At 43.3% G+C, this 14237-nt stretch carries 12 protein-coding genes; 1 reads left to right on the top strand and 11 read right to left on the bottom strand.

Features of this window, described 5'->3' with window-relative positions:
• Positions 1 to 45 precede the first annotated feature (45 nt).
• The 11 genes from recJ to C1N53_RS17565 all read right to left on the bottom strand — a co-directional run bounded on the left by recJ (position 46) and on the right by C1N53_RS17565 (position 13213).
• The gene (gene recJ, locus C1N53_RS17610) at positions 46 to 1755 is read right to left on the bottom strand and encodes a single-stranded-DNA-specific exonuclease RecJ (protein ID WP_137760566.1); all 1710 of its coding nucleotides are present in this window, start codon (positions 1753 to 1755) and stop codon (positions 46 to 48) included.
• A 253-nt stretch (positions 1756 to 2008) separates the two neighbouring features.
• Positions 2009 to 3817, bottom strand: a complete 1809-nt coding sequence (locus tag C1N53_RS17605; RefSeq protein ID WP_240773259.1) for a tetratricopeptide repeat protein — start codon at positions 3815 to 3817, stop codon at positions 2009 to 2011.
• A gap of 167 nt (positions 3818 to 3984) precedes the next feature.
• The gene (locus tag C1N53_RS17600) at positions 3985 to 6093 is read right to left on the bottom strand and encodes a peptidylprolyl isomerase (RefSeq protein WP_137760564.1); all 2109 of its coding nucleotides are present in this window, start codon (positions 6091 to 6093) and stop codon (positions 3985 to 3987) included.
• 74 nt (positions 6094 to 6167) lie between these two features.
• The gene (locus C1N53_RS17595; RefSeq protein ID WP_137760563.1) at positions 6168 to 7463 is read right to left on the bottom strand and encodes a hemolysin family protein; all 1296 of its coding nucleotides are present in this window, start codon (positions 7461 to 7463) and stop codon (positions 6168 to 6170) included.
• Positions 7464 to 7602: 139 nt separating this feature from the next.
• Positions 7603 to 7776 carry a hypothetical protein gene (locus C1N53_RS22615; RefSeq protein WP_168194059.1) on the bottom strand — a complete coding sequence of 58 codons (174 nt, stop codon included), beginning with the start codon at positions 7774 to 7776 and terminating at the stop codon, positions 7603 to 7605.
• Positions 7773 to 8312: an LPS export ABC transporter periplasmic protein LptC gene (gene lptC / locus C1N53_RS17590; protein WP_137760562.1), complete on the bottom strand. Its 540-nt coding sequence runs from the start codon at positions 8310 to 8312 to the stop codon at positions 7773 to 7775. The genes C1N53_RS22615 and lptC overlap by 4 nt, the downstream gene beginning before the upstream one ends.
• 177 nt (positions 8313 to 8489) lie before the next feature.
• The gene (locus C1N53_RS17585; RefSeq protein ID WP_240773258.1) at positions 8490 to 9722 is read right to left on the bottom strand and encodes a hypothetical protein; all 1233 of its coding nucleotides are present in this window, start codon (positions 9720 to 9722) and stop codon (positions 8490 to 8492) included.
• A 52-nt stretch (positions 9723 to 9774) separates the two neighbouring features.
• A complete protein-coding gene (locus tag C1N53_RS17580) occupies positions 9775 to 10491 on the bottom strand; it encodes a type III pantothenate kinase (protein ID WP_137760560.1) in 717 nt (238 codons plus the stop codon).
• A 5-nt stretch (positions 10492 to 10496) separates the two neighbouring features.
• Positions 10497 to 12167, bottom strand: a complete 1671-nt coding sequence (locus C1N53_RS22935) for a pseudouridine synthase (protein ID WP_137760559.1) — start codon at positions 12165 to 12167, stop codon at positions 10497 to 10499.
• 82 nt (positions 12168 to 12249) lie between these two features.
• Positions 12250 to 12810 (bottom strand): SMC-Scp complex subunit ScpB, encoded by a 561-nt coding sequence (gene scpB, locus C1N53_RS17570; protein WP_137760558.1) that lies wholly within the window; start codon positions 12808 to 12810, stop codon positions 12250 to 12252.
• A gap of 13 nt (positions 12811 to 12823) precedes the next feature.
• A complete protein-coding gene (locus C1N53_RS17565; RefSeq protein WP_137760557.1) occupies positions 12824 to 13213 on the bottom strand; it encodes a TraR/DksA C4-type zinc finger protein in 390 nt (129 codons plus the stop codon).
• A gap of 375 nt (positions 13214 to 13588) precedes the next feature.
• Here C1N53_RS17565 and C1N53_RS17560 point away from each other — a divergent pair, with 375 nt between their 5' ends.
• Complete coding sequence (locus C1N53_RS17560) at positions 13589 to 14152, top strand: DUF3575 domain-containing protein (RefSeq protein WP_137760556.1); 564 nt, start codon at positions 13589 to 13591, stop codon at positions 14150 to 14152.
• The last annotated feature ends 85 nt before the right edge of the window (positions 14153 to 14237 follow it).

Genomic DNA, 14237 nt, shown 5'->3' with positions numbered 1-14237 from the left:
GTAGGCCAGGGCCTTAACATAAAAGACATCAGGATAAAGCTCTTTTTACTTTATCCTGATGTCTTTTATGTTAAGTTGTAAGGTGGCGATGCCACGAAATATATTTTCTTCTATGGTATAGCATACATCAAAAGGAATTCCTTTTGAAATAGGTTTATAATAGTCGCTAAAGCCGAAGCCTATCGCATCCAGGCTGCCTGGAAAGCCATCCTGGGTAAGGCGCAGCTTCAGGTGGGAATCTCCTACTACCCGCAAAGAACCTGTATCGAACACGCACTCCGACACAAATACAGGACGCATGTTACCAGGACCAAACGGCTCCATCTGCCGCACAATGTTGTAAAAGTTACGGGTAATCTGGTTCAGGCTAAGAGGGGCATCCACTTCGATCTGAGGAATCTTCTGCTCTGCTGTGATGGTATCGGCTACGACCTGCTCGAAACGTTCTCTGAAGGCCTCTATGTTCTCTATAGGCAATGTAAGGCCAGCAGCATACATGTGTCCTCCAAACTGATCTAAAAGATCAGAGCAGCTTTCTATGGCACGATGCACATTAAAGCCATGTACCGACCTGGCAGAACCTGCCGCTTTCCCATTGGAATGTGTCAGGATGATTGTTGGCCTGTAGTACTTTTCTATACAACGCGAGGCGACGATACCAATTACACCTTTATGCCAGGATTCCTTATACAAGACCGTAGAGTTCGCATTTCTCAGAAAATCGTCTTCTTCGATCATCTGCAAAGCCTCCTTGGTGATATTTGTATCCTTGCTTCGGCGTTCCTTATTAGATTCGTTAATGATGTCTGCCATCTGAATAGCCTGCTCCTTGGTCTGGGCCAGCAGCATACTAACAGAACGCTTGGCATCGCCCATACGACCAGCTGCATTTATGCGTGGCGCAAACCCAAACACAATGTTGGTTATATCCATCTCACCAGTAATGCCAGCCAGCTCTTTTAAAGCCTCTAAACCAGGTCTCATAGGTTGCTGGCTGTTCAGATACTGAAGGCCGTAGTAAGCCAGAATGCGGTTTTCACCGGTTATAGGAACAATATCAGAAGCAATACTGATTACAAGCAGATCGAGCAACTGATGCAGTGACTGTACATCTATATTATTCTGAAGGCAGAACGCCTGCGCCAGCTTAAACCCCACACCACAGCCTGACAGTTCTTTATAAGGGTAAGGGCAATCTACCTGCTTTGGGTCGAGCACGGCAATTGCCTGCGGCACATCCTCATCGGGCAAGTGGTGGTCGCAAATAATAAAATCTATGCCTAAGCTGGCCGCTAAAGCTACTTTATCCGCAGACTTTATACCACAATCGAGGCTGATGATCAGTCCGAAATTATTCTCCGCAGCCCATTCTATGCCTTGTTGCGAGACACCATAGCCTTCTTTATACCGATCCGGAATATAAAAATCTACCTGGTGGGTGTACTGGCGCAAAAAGCTGTACATAAGAGCCACAGAAGTAGTACCGTCTACATCATAGTCGCCATACACCAGTATTTTCTCTGAATGATGTACAGCCTCTGTCAGGCGCCTTACCGCATGGTCCATTCCTTTCATCAGGAAAGGGTCATGTAAGGCATCAAAAGAAGGCCGGAAGAAAGCTTTTGCCTCCTGAAAGGTGCAGATATCGCGCTGGCAAAGTATACCGGTCAGGGTGGGGCTTATTTTAAGTTCATCGGCTAGGTGCTTTACGACATGCTCTGGCGCTTCCTGCTTGTATACCCACCGTTTCTCCATAAAATCTCTATACTTCACTTAAATAATTATACAAAGGTAACCAATTCTGAAAGACTTTCGGGCAGTAAAAACAGGCCGGAACATACTTCCAGCTAATTTTTGTACTTTTGCTTTCGCTAAGCCTATCACAATGAAAAGATTAAAAGAGTTTTATGAGAAGTATAAAGATTATTCGCTGGACCTGCTGATGTATGGCTTCTTTCTTATATTTCTGCTGATTCTGTTTATTTTCTTCTCGTAAGCAACGCTTGTTCTAATTAGGGGCATCGCCACGAAGCTTACGGAACCGTTTACGTGCCTCTGCTACGAATATGCTTCCCTGGTGCTTTACCAGCAGGTCATTGTATAGTTGCATCGCCTTTTCAGCATCTTTCAGGTTCTCTTCGTAAATAAAGGCCATTTTAAAAAGGGCATCGTCGCTCAGAATATCTACAGGGGCGCTTACAACTTTCTCCAGGTTGGCCACCGCCTTATTAAAAGCGCCTATACGTTCATAAATAACTGCCTTCTGGTAATAAATTTCATCTGTGAGGCTATGCCCGGGATATTTTTGAAGCATGCCGTCTAAGCTGTTGATTGCCTCCTGAAGCTTGTTCTGGAAAACCAGGAGCTCAATAGCCGCATACTCTTCCATCGCTGTTGAAGAAGTGTCTAGTCCGGTGTTATCTGTGATCAGCAGGCTTAGCTCCATCGCATCATTTGCAATTTCACGGCTTGTGGCCAGCTTTAGGATATCCAGATGAGCTTGTGCCAGTTCAAAATCGCCTTTAAAATAATTCAGCCGTGCGTTTCTTAATTTGGCATCGTGCCCAATAGGTGTTTCTTTGTGGGATTTTTCTACCTGTGAGTATAGCAGTGTAGACTCCCAAGGTTCATTCTTAAGCAGGTAAATATCGCCTAAGGTAAGTTTGCTCTCTGCCACCAGGTTTGCATTGGCGCGAGGCATGGCAATGGCTTCCTGCAGCAGGTTTACAGCTTTGTCTTTCTCATCGAGATAAAAAGCATAAAGATTCGCCATGTGCTGCAGTGCCTCAGCTGTTTGTGCTGTACGGCCTACCTCGTTCAGCAGAACTTCATAATCAGCAATAAGAGCGCGTATTTTATCCAGATCTACCGGAAACGTGTGCTGCACCTGTTCCTCACGCGCATTAATCAGGCGCTGGCGGGCAACCAGGTAAAAAGGGCCGCTCGGATACTCGTTCACGATGTATTCATAAGCCTCTATAGCCCCCTGGTAATCGCCGTTTTTAGCACTTATGGCACCCAGCTCCATCACACGGCTACCGCCGCTCCGGGTACGTTTATCTACAGAACGAGCCTGTATCAGAGCTCCGTAAAAGTCTTTGCGCTGAATAAAAAGCCAGATCAGCAGCTCGTTAAAAGCAAGTTTGTCTGGCTGTTGCTGTACTCTTACAATTAGTTCTTTCTCCAGGGCATCCATCGCCTTTTCTTCGCGCAAGGCATTTTGCAGCATATTCTGCACATAAGGCAGTTCTTCTTCGCGCTCCTCCAAAAGCTTTAAGGCCTCTCCTATCAGTTTATCAGGCTTCTGCTGATACGTATAAAGGGCAATCAGCTGCCGGTTATACTCCAGCGGCTGCTTACTTAATTCACGGCCTTTCAGATACGATTTTTCAGCATACTCATACAGCTCGTTCTGAATAAATACACTTGCCAGATGAAGCACAGTACCAGCAGAGGCCTGTGAAATCAATTTATCAAAATACTTTTCGGCTCCGGCCTTGTCTCCTGCCGCCTGATACACCCTACCCAGATCAACCTGGTAATTTGTAGCGTCCGGATAATCCTTTATACTTCGCTTTACAAGCTTCTCAGCCTCCTTGTAATTCCGTTGTGCCAGAAGAGTTTTTAAATAATCAGGGTATACTGCACTAAAGTACCGGCGATCGTTTATAAGCTTACTGTAAATAGCTTCTGCTTTCTGATAGTCGTTTTGGTGCAGGTATTCTCTCGCCAGCTCCAGGTCCTGTGTTTGGGCGCTGGCAGTAGTAAGAGCCGTTAGTGCAACGAATACTATTAAGAAGATGATTCTGATAGGCATATGTACCATATACAACGTTAAGCCGCCCAAAGTTGATATAAATAATTTTGCTGCAAAGGCTCAGGAATACAGGCAGAAGTTTACAATTATATAAATTAACAAAAGAAGCTTTAAATAAAAAGGGCCACTCCCGGAGAAGTGGCCCTTTTACAAATATTCTTAATGGTTTAGAAGAACCTTACACGGTTATCTTTGATATCCGCTTTCTCTTTCAGGGCTTCATACGCATTGTTCTCTACTCTGGAGCTGCGCACACTGTTTAGCTGAGTTCTGATACCAGAATAATCAGTTGCTTCAGGAGCTTTGTTGAGTGAAGTCAGCTCTACCATCAGCACACCGGACTGGCCTTCGAAAGGCGCAGTATGAGCACCAGGCTTAAGACCAAATGCTTTGCCTATAGCTACAGGCTCCACACCCACACCAGGTATAGATCCGGCAGCCAGTGTAATATTATCAGCTGTTCTGATCATGGCATCCGGGCCAAACTTAGCAGCAACTTCATCTAAAGAACCATTTACGCCTTTAAGCTTTTCTATAATCTGCTGGGCTTTCAGCTCGTTACGCACAGCAGCAGTAAGCTCGTCTCTTACATCTTCTACTTTAGCATAGCCTTTCTCGCGCTTACCAGTTAGAGTTGCTACTACATACTGATCGTTGATTTCAAATACAGGAGATACATCACCTACTGATCTGTCTTTGGCATAAGCCCAACGTACCAGCTCACGTGCATTAGAAAGGTTACCCACCAGAATATTGTTTTTACCGATATTGGCAGCCTCTTCTTTTACAAGAGATTCGTTTTTTGCAACATTCTCTCTGAACTCCTTCGTGCTTTTGCTGGTGCCGGACAACTCATCTGCTAAAGTATAAGCAGCATCACGAGTCGACTCACTTGCCTCTGCAGAACGCTGTACAGCAGCTAACTTATATGTTTTGTTTGTTTTAGGAGCTGTAATCTTGATGATGTGATAACCATACTCCGTTTCTACCGGATCAGGCAGTAAACCTGTGGATGAAGCACCGAAAACTGCTTTTTCAAATGCTGGCACCATACGTCCTTCTGCGAACCAGCCCAGATCCCCACCTACTGAAGCAGTGCCATCTGTACCATGCTGCGCAGCCATCTGGCCGAAATCAGCGCCACCTTTTATCTGGGTTAATACGTCTCTTGCCTTTGTTAGGGCCGCAGCTTTAGCCTCAGGAGTTTCATTTTCTGGTTTAATCAGGATATGGCTTGCTCTTACAGAGCTGGTATTGCCTTCTCTGATATCAATTACCTTAAACAGTCCGTGCATGTTATCGCGGGTAGTGAACGGGCCATATACTTTACCTTCTTCCAATGGCATGCTGCTAAGCATTGCCTCTGGTAGCTCTCCGGGAGTTAAGTAAGTTCCGTTATAAGGAACATCTGAGTTTGAATTTACAAAAGCAGAGTCGTTTGTTGTGGTCGCAAACTGCTCCCGCAACGTAGCAAGCTCTTCGTTAAAGTAGTTTACGTCTTCTACAGAGGCTGTAACCGGAATAGATACAAACTCTAAAGAACGACCTTCTTCTACTTTATACAGATCTTTGTGGCGCTCTAAATAATCTTTTAGCTGTGAATCAGTAACCTTTACCGCCGAATCAGCCACTGAAAAGTACGGCACATACAATACCTTTACATTTGCTGTTGCATTCTGGGCATCGTAATACATCTTCGCCTCAGCTCCTGTTATATACACAGACTTGCTGAGCATATTTGTAAACTTAGATTGAATACGATCTGTTTTAATGCTCTGCTCAAAGTTAACCCACATAGGGCGGGCACCCATCTGATCAAGGTTCTGCAAATACTGCACTACCTGGTTCTGATCGAACTCTCCCGTCTGAGGATTAGTGAAGGCCTGGCGCACAGAAGGGTGGATATTGTTTCCCTGTACCATATCTGCCAGCTCTTCGTCTGTTACTGCTATACCAAGGCGATCATACTCTTTCTGAAGAGCAATCTTAAAGATAAGCTGGTTCCAGGCTTGCTCACGGATCATTGCCATTTCGCTTTCAGTAGCTGCACGGCCAGTCTGGTTTTCGTAGTTTGCTCTGATCTGATTAAACTCCTGCTCAAACTGCTGATAACTGATCTCTTCGCCGGCAATCTCTCCAACATTGTTAGCGTTGTTGCCCAGAATTCTTGAGTTCGGACCGAGTAAATCGCCGCCTACTACAAATATACCAAGCCCTATGGCGATGGCTCCAACAGCCCAACCCGACTTCTCTCTAATCTTGTTAATTAATGCCATTTGTTATACAAATAAATAAGGATGTGCAAAATAAGGGGAATCGCGCTAAAATTCAAAATTTTGTCAACTTCTGTTTAAAATTCAGCATCTGCTTGAGAATCTGAGTTTTTTACCAGCTTTACTGCATTTATCCTGTTCTCGTCCATTGACAGGATGGTGATAGTAAAAGGCGGCACTTCCACCACGTCCCCTGGTAGTGGAATTTCACCCAAAGCAGAAAAAATAAAGCCTCCTAAAGTTTCATAATCGCCTTCCGGAAGCTCCAGATCGTATTTATCATTCAAATAATCTATCTCATGGCGGCCACTTAACAGGTACATGCCTGTATGCGGGAACACCTGTTCCAGTAGCTTATCATAATCATATTCATCCTCAATCTCACCAAAAATCTCTTCGATTACGTCTTCTACTGTTACAATACCCGAAGTACCCCCAAACTCATCTACCACCACCGCTACAGTGCGATGCTCGGTAACAAAACGCACAAATAATTCGCTTGCCAGCATGCTCTCCGGCACCATACTTACCGGAGACAGAATTTCTGCAATGCTATTTGGCCTTTCGAACATTGCCAGTTGATGGCAATATCCTACTATGTTATCAATGGTGTCTTTGTAGATTAGAATTTTGGAATGACCGGTTTCTATAAAAGCCTGCTGCAGCGCTTCGATAGCATCTGTTACCTCCACTGCCTCTATCTCTGTTCTGTGCACCATACACTCCCGCACACGCACTTTCTTAAACTCCATGGCATTATGAAATATGCGTGCATCTACTTCGGGGGCCTTACTGCCGGGCTGGTAAAGCCTGTTTTTTATAAAAGCATTTAAATCTGTATAACCAAAAACAGGATGCTCTTCAGAAAACTCTATTTTAAATATTTTCTCAGCCATCCACTTGCTCATTTTTACAATCAGGTACACCACCGGGTACAGCAGGTAGTAAAAAAGCAGGAAAGGAATAGCCATCACCTGCAGCATGCGGTTCGGGTTTATTATAAACAGGCTACGAGGCAAATATTCTGCTGTAAGCAATACCACAACTGATGCAAAAAAAATCTGAAGCAACAAGATAAATGGGCTGAACTGCAGCGATGCAGGCAGGTAATATCCTAAGATGCCATGCAGTACTCCTGCTATAATTATGCCGTAAAGCACCAGTGCTAAAACATTTCCGATCAGGGTAGTACCCATAAGGCGGGAAGGCCGTTGCAGCAAGTAATTCAGAATTCTTCCCGATAGGATGCCGTTTTTTTCATCCAGCTCAATCTGTAACTTATTTGCCGACATGAAAGCCATTTCCACTCCCGAAAAGAAAGCAGAAAAGAGTAATGCCACTACAAGTAATATGATCTGGTTAGACTCTATCATTTATAATTGAAATCAGAAAAGGAATTTGTTCTTCCTTATAGAACACTGTAAAAGGGAACCTGCCACCTCTTAAAGGTAATAACTATACAAAAGAATAAGCTCTGTTTTCTCCACCGATTTTAAGTTTGCTATATGATCTTTAGGCTTTTTGCTTCTTTTTACGGTAGCGATAAACCATAAAAAAGACCAGGCCTATCATAAAAATCCAGTAGTTACTGGCAATGTCCGACTCATAAATGCTTCGGTGTACCCCTATTACCATTGCCACAAATGCTAGTGATAATAAAATGGTATTCAGCAGGTTTTGGTTCATTCTTCTTTTAAATCGAATCTACCCGTTACTTTAAGAACGGTATATGGAAAGAAATTTTGATTTGTCTCCAGTCCTGTACCTGTTAACAGGCGTTCGGGAGTGGTTACTTTTACAAACTTATCTGTAAAGATTCTGTCTTTGTTTTTATCCCAGAAAAGCTCTTCTGTTTCCAATTTTTCTTTTTTTACAATATTCTCGAGTATCACATTTCCTCTCACTGTAAAAAAGTCTTTGTTCCGCTCTTGTTTGGCGTAATTGGATCGTAATGTTGAGCTAAGGCTGCCATCTTTTTCATAGAATTCCACGTAAATGCCGTCTGGAAAAACGGCATCCCCGCTTTCGAAATCCTGCTGCACCGGCGCCTCTAATTTAATTAATACTCTGGCAGAATCGCTGTACAAGGTGAGTACATTTTCTGTTTCTCTTAAAGGTCCATCAAACTTAAACTCTTTATCAGGATCTTTTAAATCATCTTTACAGCCTGCACCAAGCAGCAAGATGAACACCATAAAAGAGAAGAACCATTTGTTTCGCATAAAGGAACGTATTGGCTTTAGTTCGTGAAAATAGTAAAATATTCTTTCTAACAGCCTTACCATACAAATCTGCATAGGCAAAGGTCGCGCATACATGAAATTCTGGGGCTGTATTATAAAAAAAAAGCCGCTCCAGGAACGGCTTTTTATAACAAATGCTTTTTAAGGCAGAAAGGTTTATTCAAGACGGCGTTTTATAAACCACCTGCTGTTTATAGTTACTCCCATACTAAAACGAAAGTAATTTTCAGCTATAAGTCCGTTGTCGGTTGTACCTCTTTTGCCATAGCCAAAAGCGCCGTTCAGCTGAAACATTTCATAAACAGAGGCCAGGCCTATAGGCATTGTAAAGCCAACTGTTACTCCTTTGTCTGTTAAGTGCTCGTTATTTAAAGCATAAGGGGTTTTACCATAGTACACCCCACCTCTATAGGTTATTCTTTTTAAGTAGCTGTTAATGGCATTTACATCTGGTGTATATTCGCCACCTATCGAGGCACGATAGCTGTTGGCTAACTCACGTTCCCCCTCCAGGTTCTGAAACTCACTCCACTGCTGCATGTATAGTTCTGTAGCAAGTGTTAGGTTGGATCCATTATCGATGCTAATACCTGCCTGTAAACTTCCAGGTACCGTTACTTTACCCTCCATTCTACCAGGTAAAATATTATCGTCCACTATAGCATCTGTGTTCGTGATGCGGGAGTAAGAGGTATCTCGTCTCGCATTTATATTAGCGTCGTGCGAATAAACAGCTCCCAGGTTTAAAAACAGGTTGTCTTTCAGCTTTTGGCGATAGCTTGCACCAGCTCTGAATAAGAAGCCTCTGTACATAGTGCTTTCATTAAATACCACTCGCTCATTGTTAAATCCAACCAATGAGGTATCCTCTACCTGTGCAGAAGAGGTATTAATATTGGTGCCAAATAAATAAGAGGCACTTACGCCAACTGTAAGCCCTTTCGTAATTCGAACACCATGCCCCCAGAAAACTTCAGACAAACCGCCTTCACCTGTATAGCGGCGTGCTACCAATGCCTCCGGGTTAGACTCTAATGTGCCTATTTCGTTAATCTGGTAAGAAACAGAAGTAAAAGGCCTTAGGTTTACCGCAGAACTCCAGCGTTTTGTAACAGGCACTGATAAGGCAAGTGTATACAGATTTGCATTTCCATCCCGCTGAGAGCGACTGCTGTTGCTTAGTGTTTTGTACTCCCCTGCAATACCAAAATCAAAGACAGTGCTACCATTATAAGCCAACAGAGCCGGGTTTGTTGTGTTTGCCAGCAAGCCATTGGCTGCACTTACACCAATGCCAGCCATACCAGCGGCACGAATACTTCCTAAGTTTAAATTTTGCTCGCCAAGGCCGTAGCGGGAATAAGGTGTGTTGCCTATGTTTTGCGCCATTACAGCATTGCCTAAACAGAGCAATGCAGCACAAACTAGTACACGTAGTGTCTTATACATTATATATCAATATTCTATAAAGTCCAATTAAGACTAATTCAGGAATTACAAAGATGCGTCCTTTTAAGTTACTTTCAAAAAATCCTGCGTCTCCACCACAAAGTATCACTACTAAATCGGGATTTTTTTGAGTATAGGCTTGTATGATTCCGTTTACTTCGGCAATTGTACCATTTAAAACTCCACTTTCTATGGCCTCTCGTGTTGTTTGCCCTATCAGCGGAAAGTTTTGAGAAGATTGTTCTATTAACGGCAGGCGTTCCGTAAAAGTATGTAAGGCCTTAAATTTCATGCGAAGGCCGGGCGAAATGCTTCCTCCATGATACTGCCCCTGCTGATCTATAAAGTCATAGGTAATACAGGTGCCCGCATCAATTACCAGGCAGTTTCTGTCTTGAAAGAAATAATTAGCCGCTACTGCTCCTGCTATTCTATCTACACCAAGCGTTTCGGGTGTTTTGTAGTTGTTTGTAACAGGCAAGGCTGTCTGCCCAGAAAGTTCTATGAAACTTTCTGTAACAGACAGCCTTGTCTTTATTTCTTGCGCCTTACCGGCTACCGAAGCAATAATAGCATTTTTATAAGTAGCAGAAACCAGTTCCTGAGGTAGTTCAGTGCCTTTAAAGCTTCCCTGACTTATCAGAGCATCGTTCTCAAAAACACCAAATTTGGTTCCTGTGTTACCAATATCAATGGCTATACTCTGCATTGTGCTTATACAAAATATTTTAAACGGATAAGCTCTTTTTCAGATAAGAAACGCCAGTTACCGCGCGGCAGGTCTTTTTTAGTAAGGCCAGCATATTGTACCCGGTCAAGTGATACTACATCGTACCCCAGGTGTTCAAAAATACGACGCACAATGCGATTGCGCCCGATATGAATCTCAATTCCCAGGAACTTGCCAGTATCTCCCAGCATTGCCAGATCATCTACTTCGGCTTTGCCATCTTCTAACTCAAGCCCTTCTACAATCTTCTGGTAATCATCTTTTGTGATAGGCTTATCCAGCTCTACCTGGTAAATCTTACGAATATCGTTGGAAGGATGAGTAAGCTTCTGAGCCAGCTCGCCATCATTTGTAAACAACAATAAACCTGTTGTATTACGGTCCAGGCGGCCTACAGGAAAAATACGTTCTTTAGAAGCCTTGGCCACTAAGTCCATTACTGTTTTTCTGCCTTCCGGATCTTCTGTAGTTGTGATAAAGTCTTTAGGCTTGTTAAGCAGCACATACACCAGCTTTTCACGGTTCAGGATTTTTTTGCCGTACTGTACAGTATCGCTTGGGTTAACTTTATAGCCCATTTCTGTTACTACCTGGCCGTTAACCTTTATTTCACCGGCTTCGATTAAACTATCGGCTTCGCGGCGAGAGCAAACACCGGCATTGGCAATATAGCGGTTCAGGCGAATAGTCCCATCATCCTCTGCCTCTCTGCGATTCGATTTCTTGATACGAGGGTTGCTCTCATAACGCTTGATATTATAGGTTGGTGCTTCCGCCTGTTCACCTTCAGCATGATCTATCAAACGTCGGTTACGGCCAGCCTGCTTACCCAACCGATCCACCTTAAAAGCTCTTTTATCATCTCTGTCAGCTCCAGCACGATCCTTGTTAAAGCCACGGTCTTCACGGTAGCCTCTACTATCTTCTCTATCAGAATTAAAAGATCGCTCTCCGCCAAAAGAACGTCGCTCACCACCTTCGCGGCGCTCGCCGTAAGGTTTGCGGTCTTCTCTTCTGTCGGAACCAAACGAACGGCGATCCTCGCCTTCTCTTCTACCAGCACCAAAAGATCTTCTTTCACTTCCTTCGCGGCGGTCTGCACCAAAGTTGCGCCTCTCGCCACCTTCTCTACGATCTGATCCGAAAGTTCTTCTCTCGCCACCTTCACGTTTTGGAGAAAAAGAACGTCTTTCATTATCTTCTCTGCGGTCTCCCCCGAAAGAGCGTCTGTCTCCGCCTTCTCTACGGTCTGCCCCAAAAGAACGGCGTTCTCCGCCCTCACGGTTTGGCCTGTCGCCTCCAAAAGATCTTCTTTCTGAGCCACCTTCACGGCGATCTCCACCAAAGCTTCTGCGGCCTTCTCCTCCTTCTCTGCGGTCGCTTCCGAAAGAGCGGCGCTCGCCTTCTCTTCTGTCACCACCAAAGGAACGACGCTCACCACCTTCGCGACGATCGCCGTAAGGTTTGCGGTCTTCTCTTCTGTCGGAACCAAATGAGCGGCGTTCTCCCCCTTCGCCTCCTTCGTATTTATCTCTCCTGTTAAAGATTTTCTTTTCTCCTCGGTCGTTATAAGGTCTGTCAGAATTATTTCTGTCATTGCCTCTTCTGCCTGCTCCGGCTCCATCGCCAGCAGGTCTTTCATTATATCTTGCCATTTCTATTTATTTATGGATGCAGTATCGCTACTGTACCTTTGTGCAGTATGTATTAATATACTCTGTAAAACTATGCGGGTCTTTAATCGGCCACTTCGCCTATAGCATTTTCTTCTGTGGCGAAATCTTTTAGCTGTGGGAGGTCTTTGATATGGTTAATACCGAAATAATCCATAAATTTTTGAGACGTGCCGTACAATACGGGTCTTCCTATGGTTTCAGCTTTACCTTTAATCTCAATAAGTTCTTTCTCTAGTAGTTTATGAATGGCATAGTCGCAGCCAACTCCTCTTATTTGCTCTACAGCGCTTCTGGTAATAGGCTGCTTGTAAGCAATAATTGCCAGCGTCTCCAAAGAAGACGCTGACAATTTTCTTTTAGACTTTTGCTTCAGGTATACGCTCACCGTATCCTGGTATTCTGGTTTGGTAAGAAACTGATAGCCTCCACCAATGGCATAAATCTGGAAAGCGAAGCCAGTGTTCACCAGCTGCTCATTTATACCTTCAATACTTTCGAGCACATCACTAACCAGTACCTCCATCTCCAGCGACTCTGTTAAACAAGCCTGGATTTCCTCTATACTGATAGGCGATTGGGCACAAAAGACAAGTGCCTGAATATGGTTCTGAAGAATATTCAAGTACTACTAAGTATTAATCGTTACGCTGTAATTTAGCTTCAATAGTATGTTGTGTATGCGGCACTGCACGCAGCCTTTCCTTCGGTATAAGCTTTCCTGTTACAATGCAAACACCATATGTGCCGTTCTTAATGCGAATCAGGGCGTTCTCTAACTGCTGAATAAATTTCATCTGTCTGGAAGCCAACTGGTTCAGGCTTTCTTTTTCAGCAGTATCTGCCCCATCTTCTAAAACTTTAGTCGGAGAGGCCGTGTTATCGGTACCTGAATCGTTTCTGCGGCTCAACGTTTCTTTAATGAAAGCCACCTCTTTGCGAGCATTAGTCAGTTTTTCAAGGATAATGTTTTCAAACTCATTAAGTTCCTCTCTGGAATAACGCTGTTTTTCTTCGTTTGTACTCATTCTATTTCTTTAGAACTATATTTCAGTTAATTAAGCTTAACGGTTTGTAAACTTGTTTTGTCCTTTACATTGCTTTCATGCGCCTTAACAACATGCAATGTAATTTAGTTTATTAGCTGCAGAATACTTTTAGTTTCTCCTCTTTCTGCTTGTAGCTAATAATTTAAAATTTGTGCAAAAATAGCATACTTATTTTTAATAAGCCACCAAACCCCATATAATCTTATTGTAACTTTTTTGATTTATAAGTCTGCCTTCTCTAAAGCTACAAAAAATATTCTTATTACGACCTTCCTATATACCATTTTTGGCATGATTGGTGCTTAACAAATTTTCAGAAAAAATAATTCACAACCTTTTTAACAAAATACTACTATGAAAAAAGTTATTATCATCTTATTAGCCGTTATTGGCTTTGCTGCAAACTCTGCTCAAGCTCAGGACAATCTCATTAAAGTAAACATCTTTAGCCCTGTAGTTCGTACTGCCTCTGTATTTTATGAAAAACCAATTGCCGAAGATAAAAGCGTTCAGCTTGGCTTCTTCTATACAGGGTTTTCTATCGAAGATGTAAAACTTAGAGGGTATGGCATTACCCCTGAGTTCAGGAAGTATTTATCTGCAAGCAAGCAGGCTCCGGAAGGTTTTTATGTGGCTCCCTTTCTTCGTTACCAATCATTAAACATGACTTTAGATGAAGACTCTGAAATGGAAGACATGAATGGAAAAGCTACGCTTAATGCATTTGGAGGGGGTTTGCTGATTGGCCACCAGTGGATCGTTGGCAGTCGTTTTGTAGTTGACTCTTTTCTTGGCCCGAGCTACAGCGCTTCTAATGTAAAAGTAACGGCAGGAGACCAGGAAGAATTTGATGATTCTATTGGCACTTTCTCTGGCTTTGGCTTAAGAGCCGGCCTTACAATAGGCCTCAGATTCTAAAAATCTTAAACTATCATCAATCAAAAAAGAGACTGCCTGCTTACAGACTAAGCAGGCAGTCTCTTTTTTGATTGATATTAAAAGT

The organism is Pontibacter sp. SGAir0037, from assembly GCF_005491705.1.
Taxonomy (GTDB): domain Bacteria; phylum Bacteroidota; class Bacteroidia; order Cytophagales; family Hymenobacteraceae; genus Pontibacter.
The sequence above is the reverse complement of the archived record's forward strand: the minus strand, read 5'-3'. Positions and strand labels throughout refer to the sequence as shown.

Excerpts from the sequence above, each read along its gene's own strand:
- recJ (WP_137760566.1), bottom strand. The coding sequence starts at position 1,755 with ATGGAGAAACGGTGGGTATACAAGCAGGAAGCGCCAGAGCATGTCGTA.
- C1N53_RS17605 (WP_240773259.1), bottom strand. The coding sequence starts at position 3,817 with ATGCCTATCAGAATCATCTTCTTAATAGTATTCGTTGCACTAACGGCT.
- C1N53_RS17600 (WP_137760564.1), bottom strand. The coding sequence starts at position 6,093 with ATGGCATTAATTAACAAGATTAGAGAGAAGTCGGGTTGGGCTGTTGGA.
- C1N53_RS17595 (WP_137760563.1), bottom strand. The coding sequence starts at position 7,463 with ATGATAGAGTCTAACCAGATCATATTACTTGTAGTGGCATTACTCTTT.
- C1N53_RS22615 (WP_168194059.1), bottom strand. The coding sequence starts at position 7,776 with ATGAACCAAAACCTGCTGAATACCATTTTATTATCACTAGCATTTGTG.
- lptC (WP_137760562.1), bottom strand. The coding sequence starts at position 8,312 with ATGCGAAACAAATGGTTCTTCTCTTTTATGGTGTTCATCTTGCTGCTT.
- C1N53_RS17585 (WP_240773258.1), bottom strand. The coding sequence starts at position 9,722 with ATGGCGCAAAACATAGGCAACACACCTTATTCCCGCTACGGCCTTGGC.
- C1N53_RS17580 (WP_137760560.1), bottom strand. The coding sequence starts at position 10,491 with ATGCAGAGTATAGCCATTGATATTGGTAACACAGGAACCAAATTTGGT.
- C1N53_RS22935 (WP_137760559.1), bottom strand. The coding sequence starts at position 12,167 with ATGGCAAGATATAATGAAAGACCTGCTGGCGATGGAGCCGGAGCAGGC.
- C1N53_RS17565 (WP_137760557.1), bottom strand. The coding sequence starts at position 13,213 with ATGAGTACAAACGAAGAAAAACAGCGTTATTCCAGAGAGGAACTTAAT.
- C1N53_RS17560 (WP_137760556.1), top strand. The coding sequence starts at position 13,589 with ATGAAAAAAGTTATTATCATCTTATTAGCCGTTATTGGCTTTGCTGCA.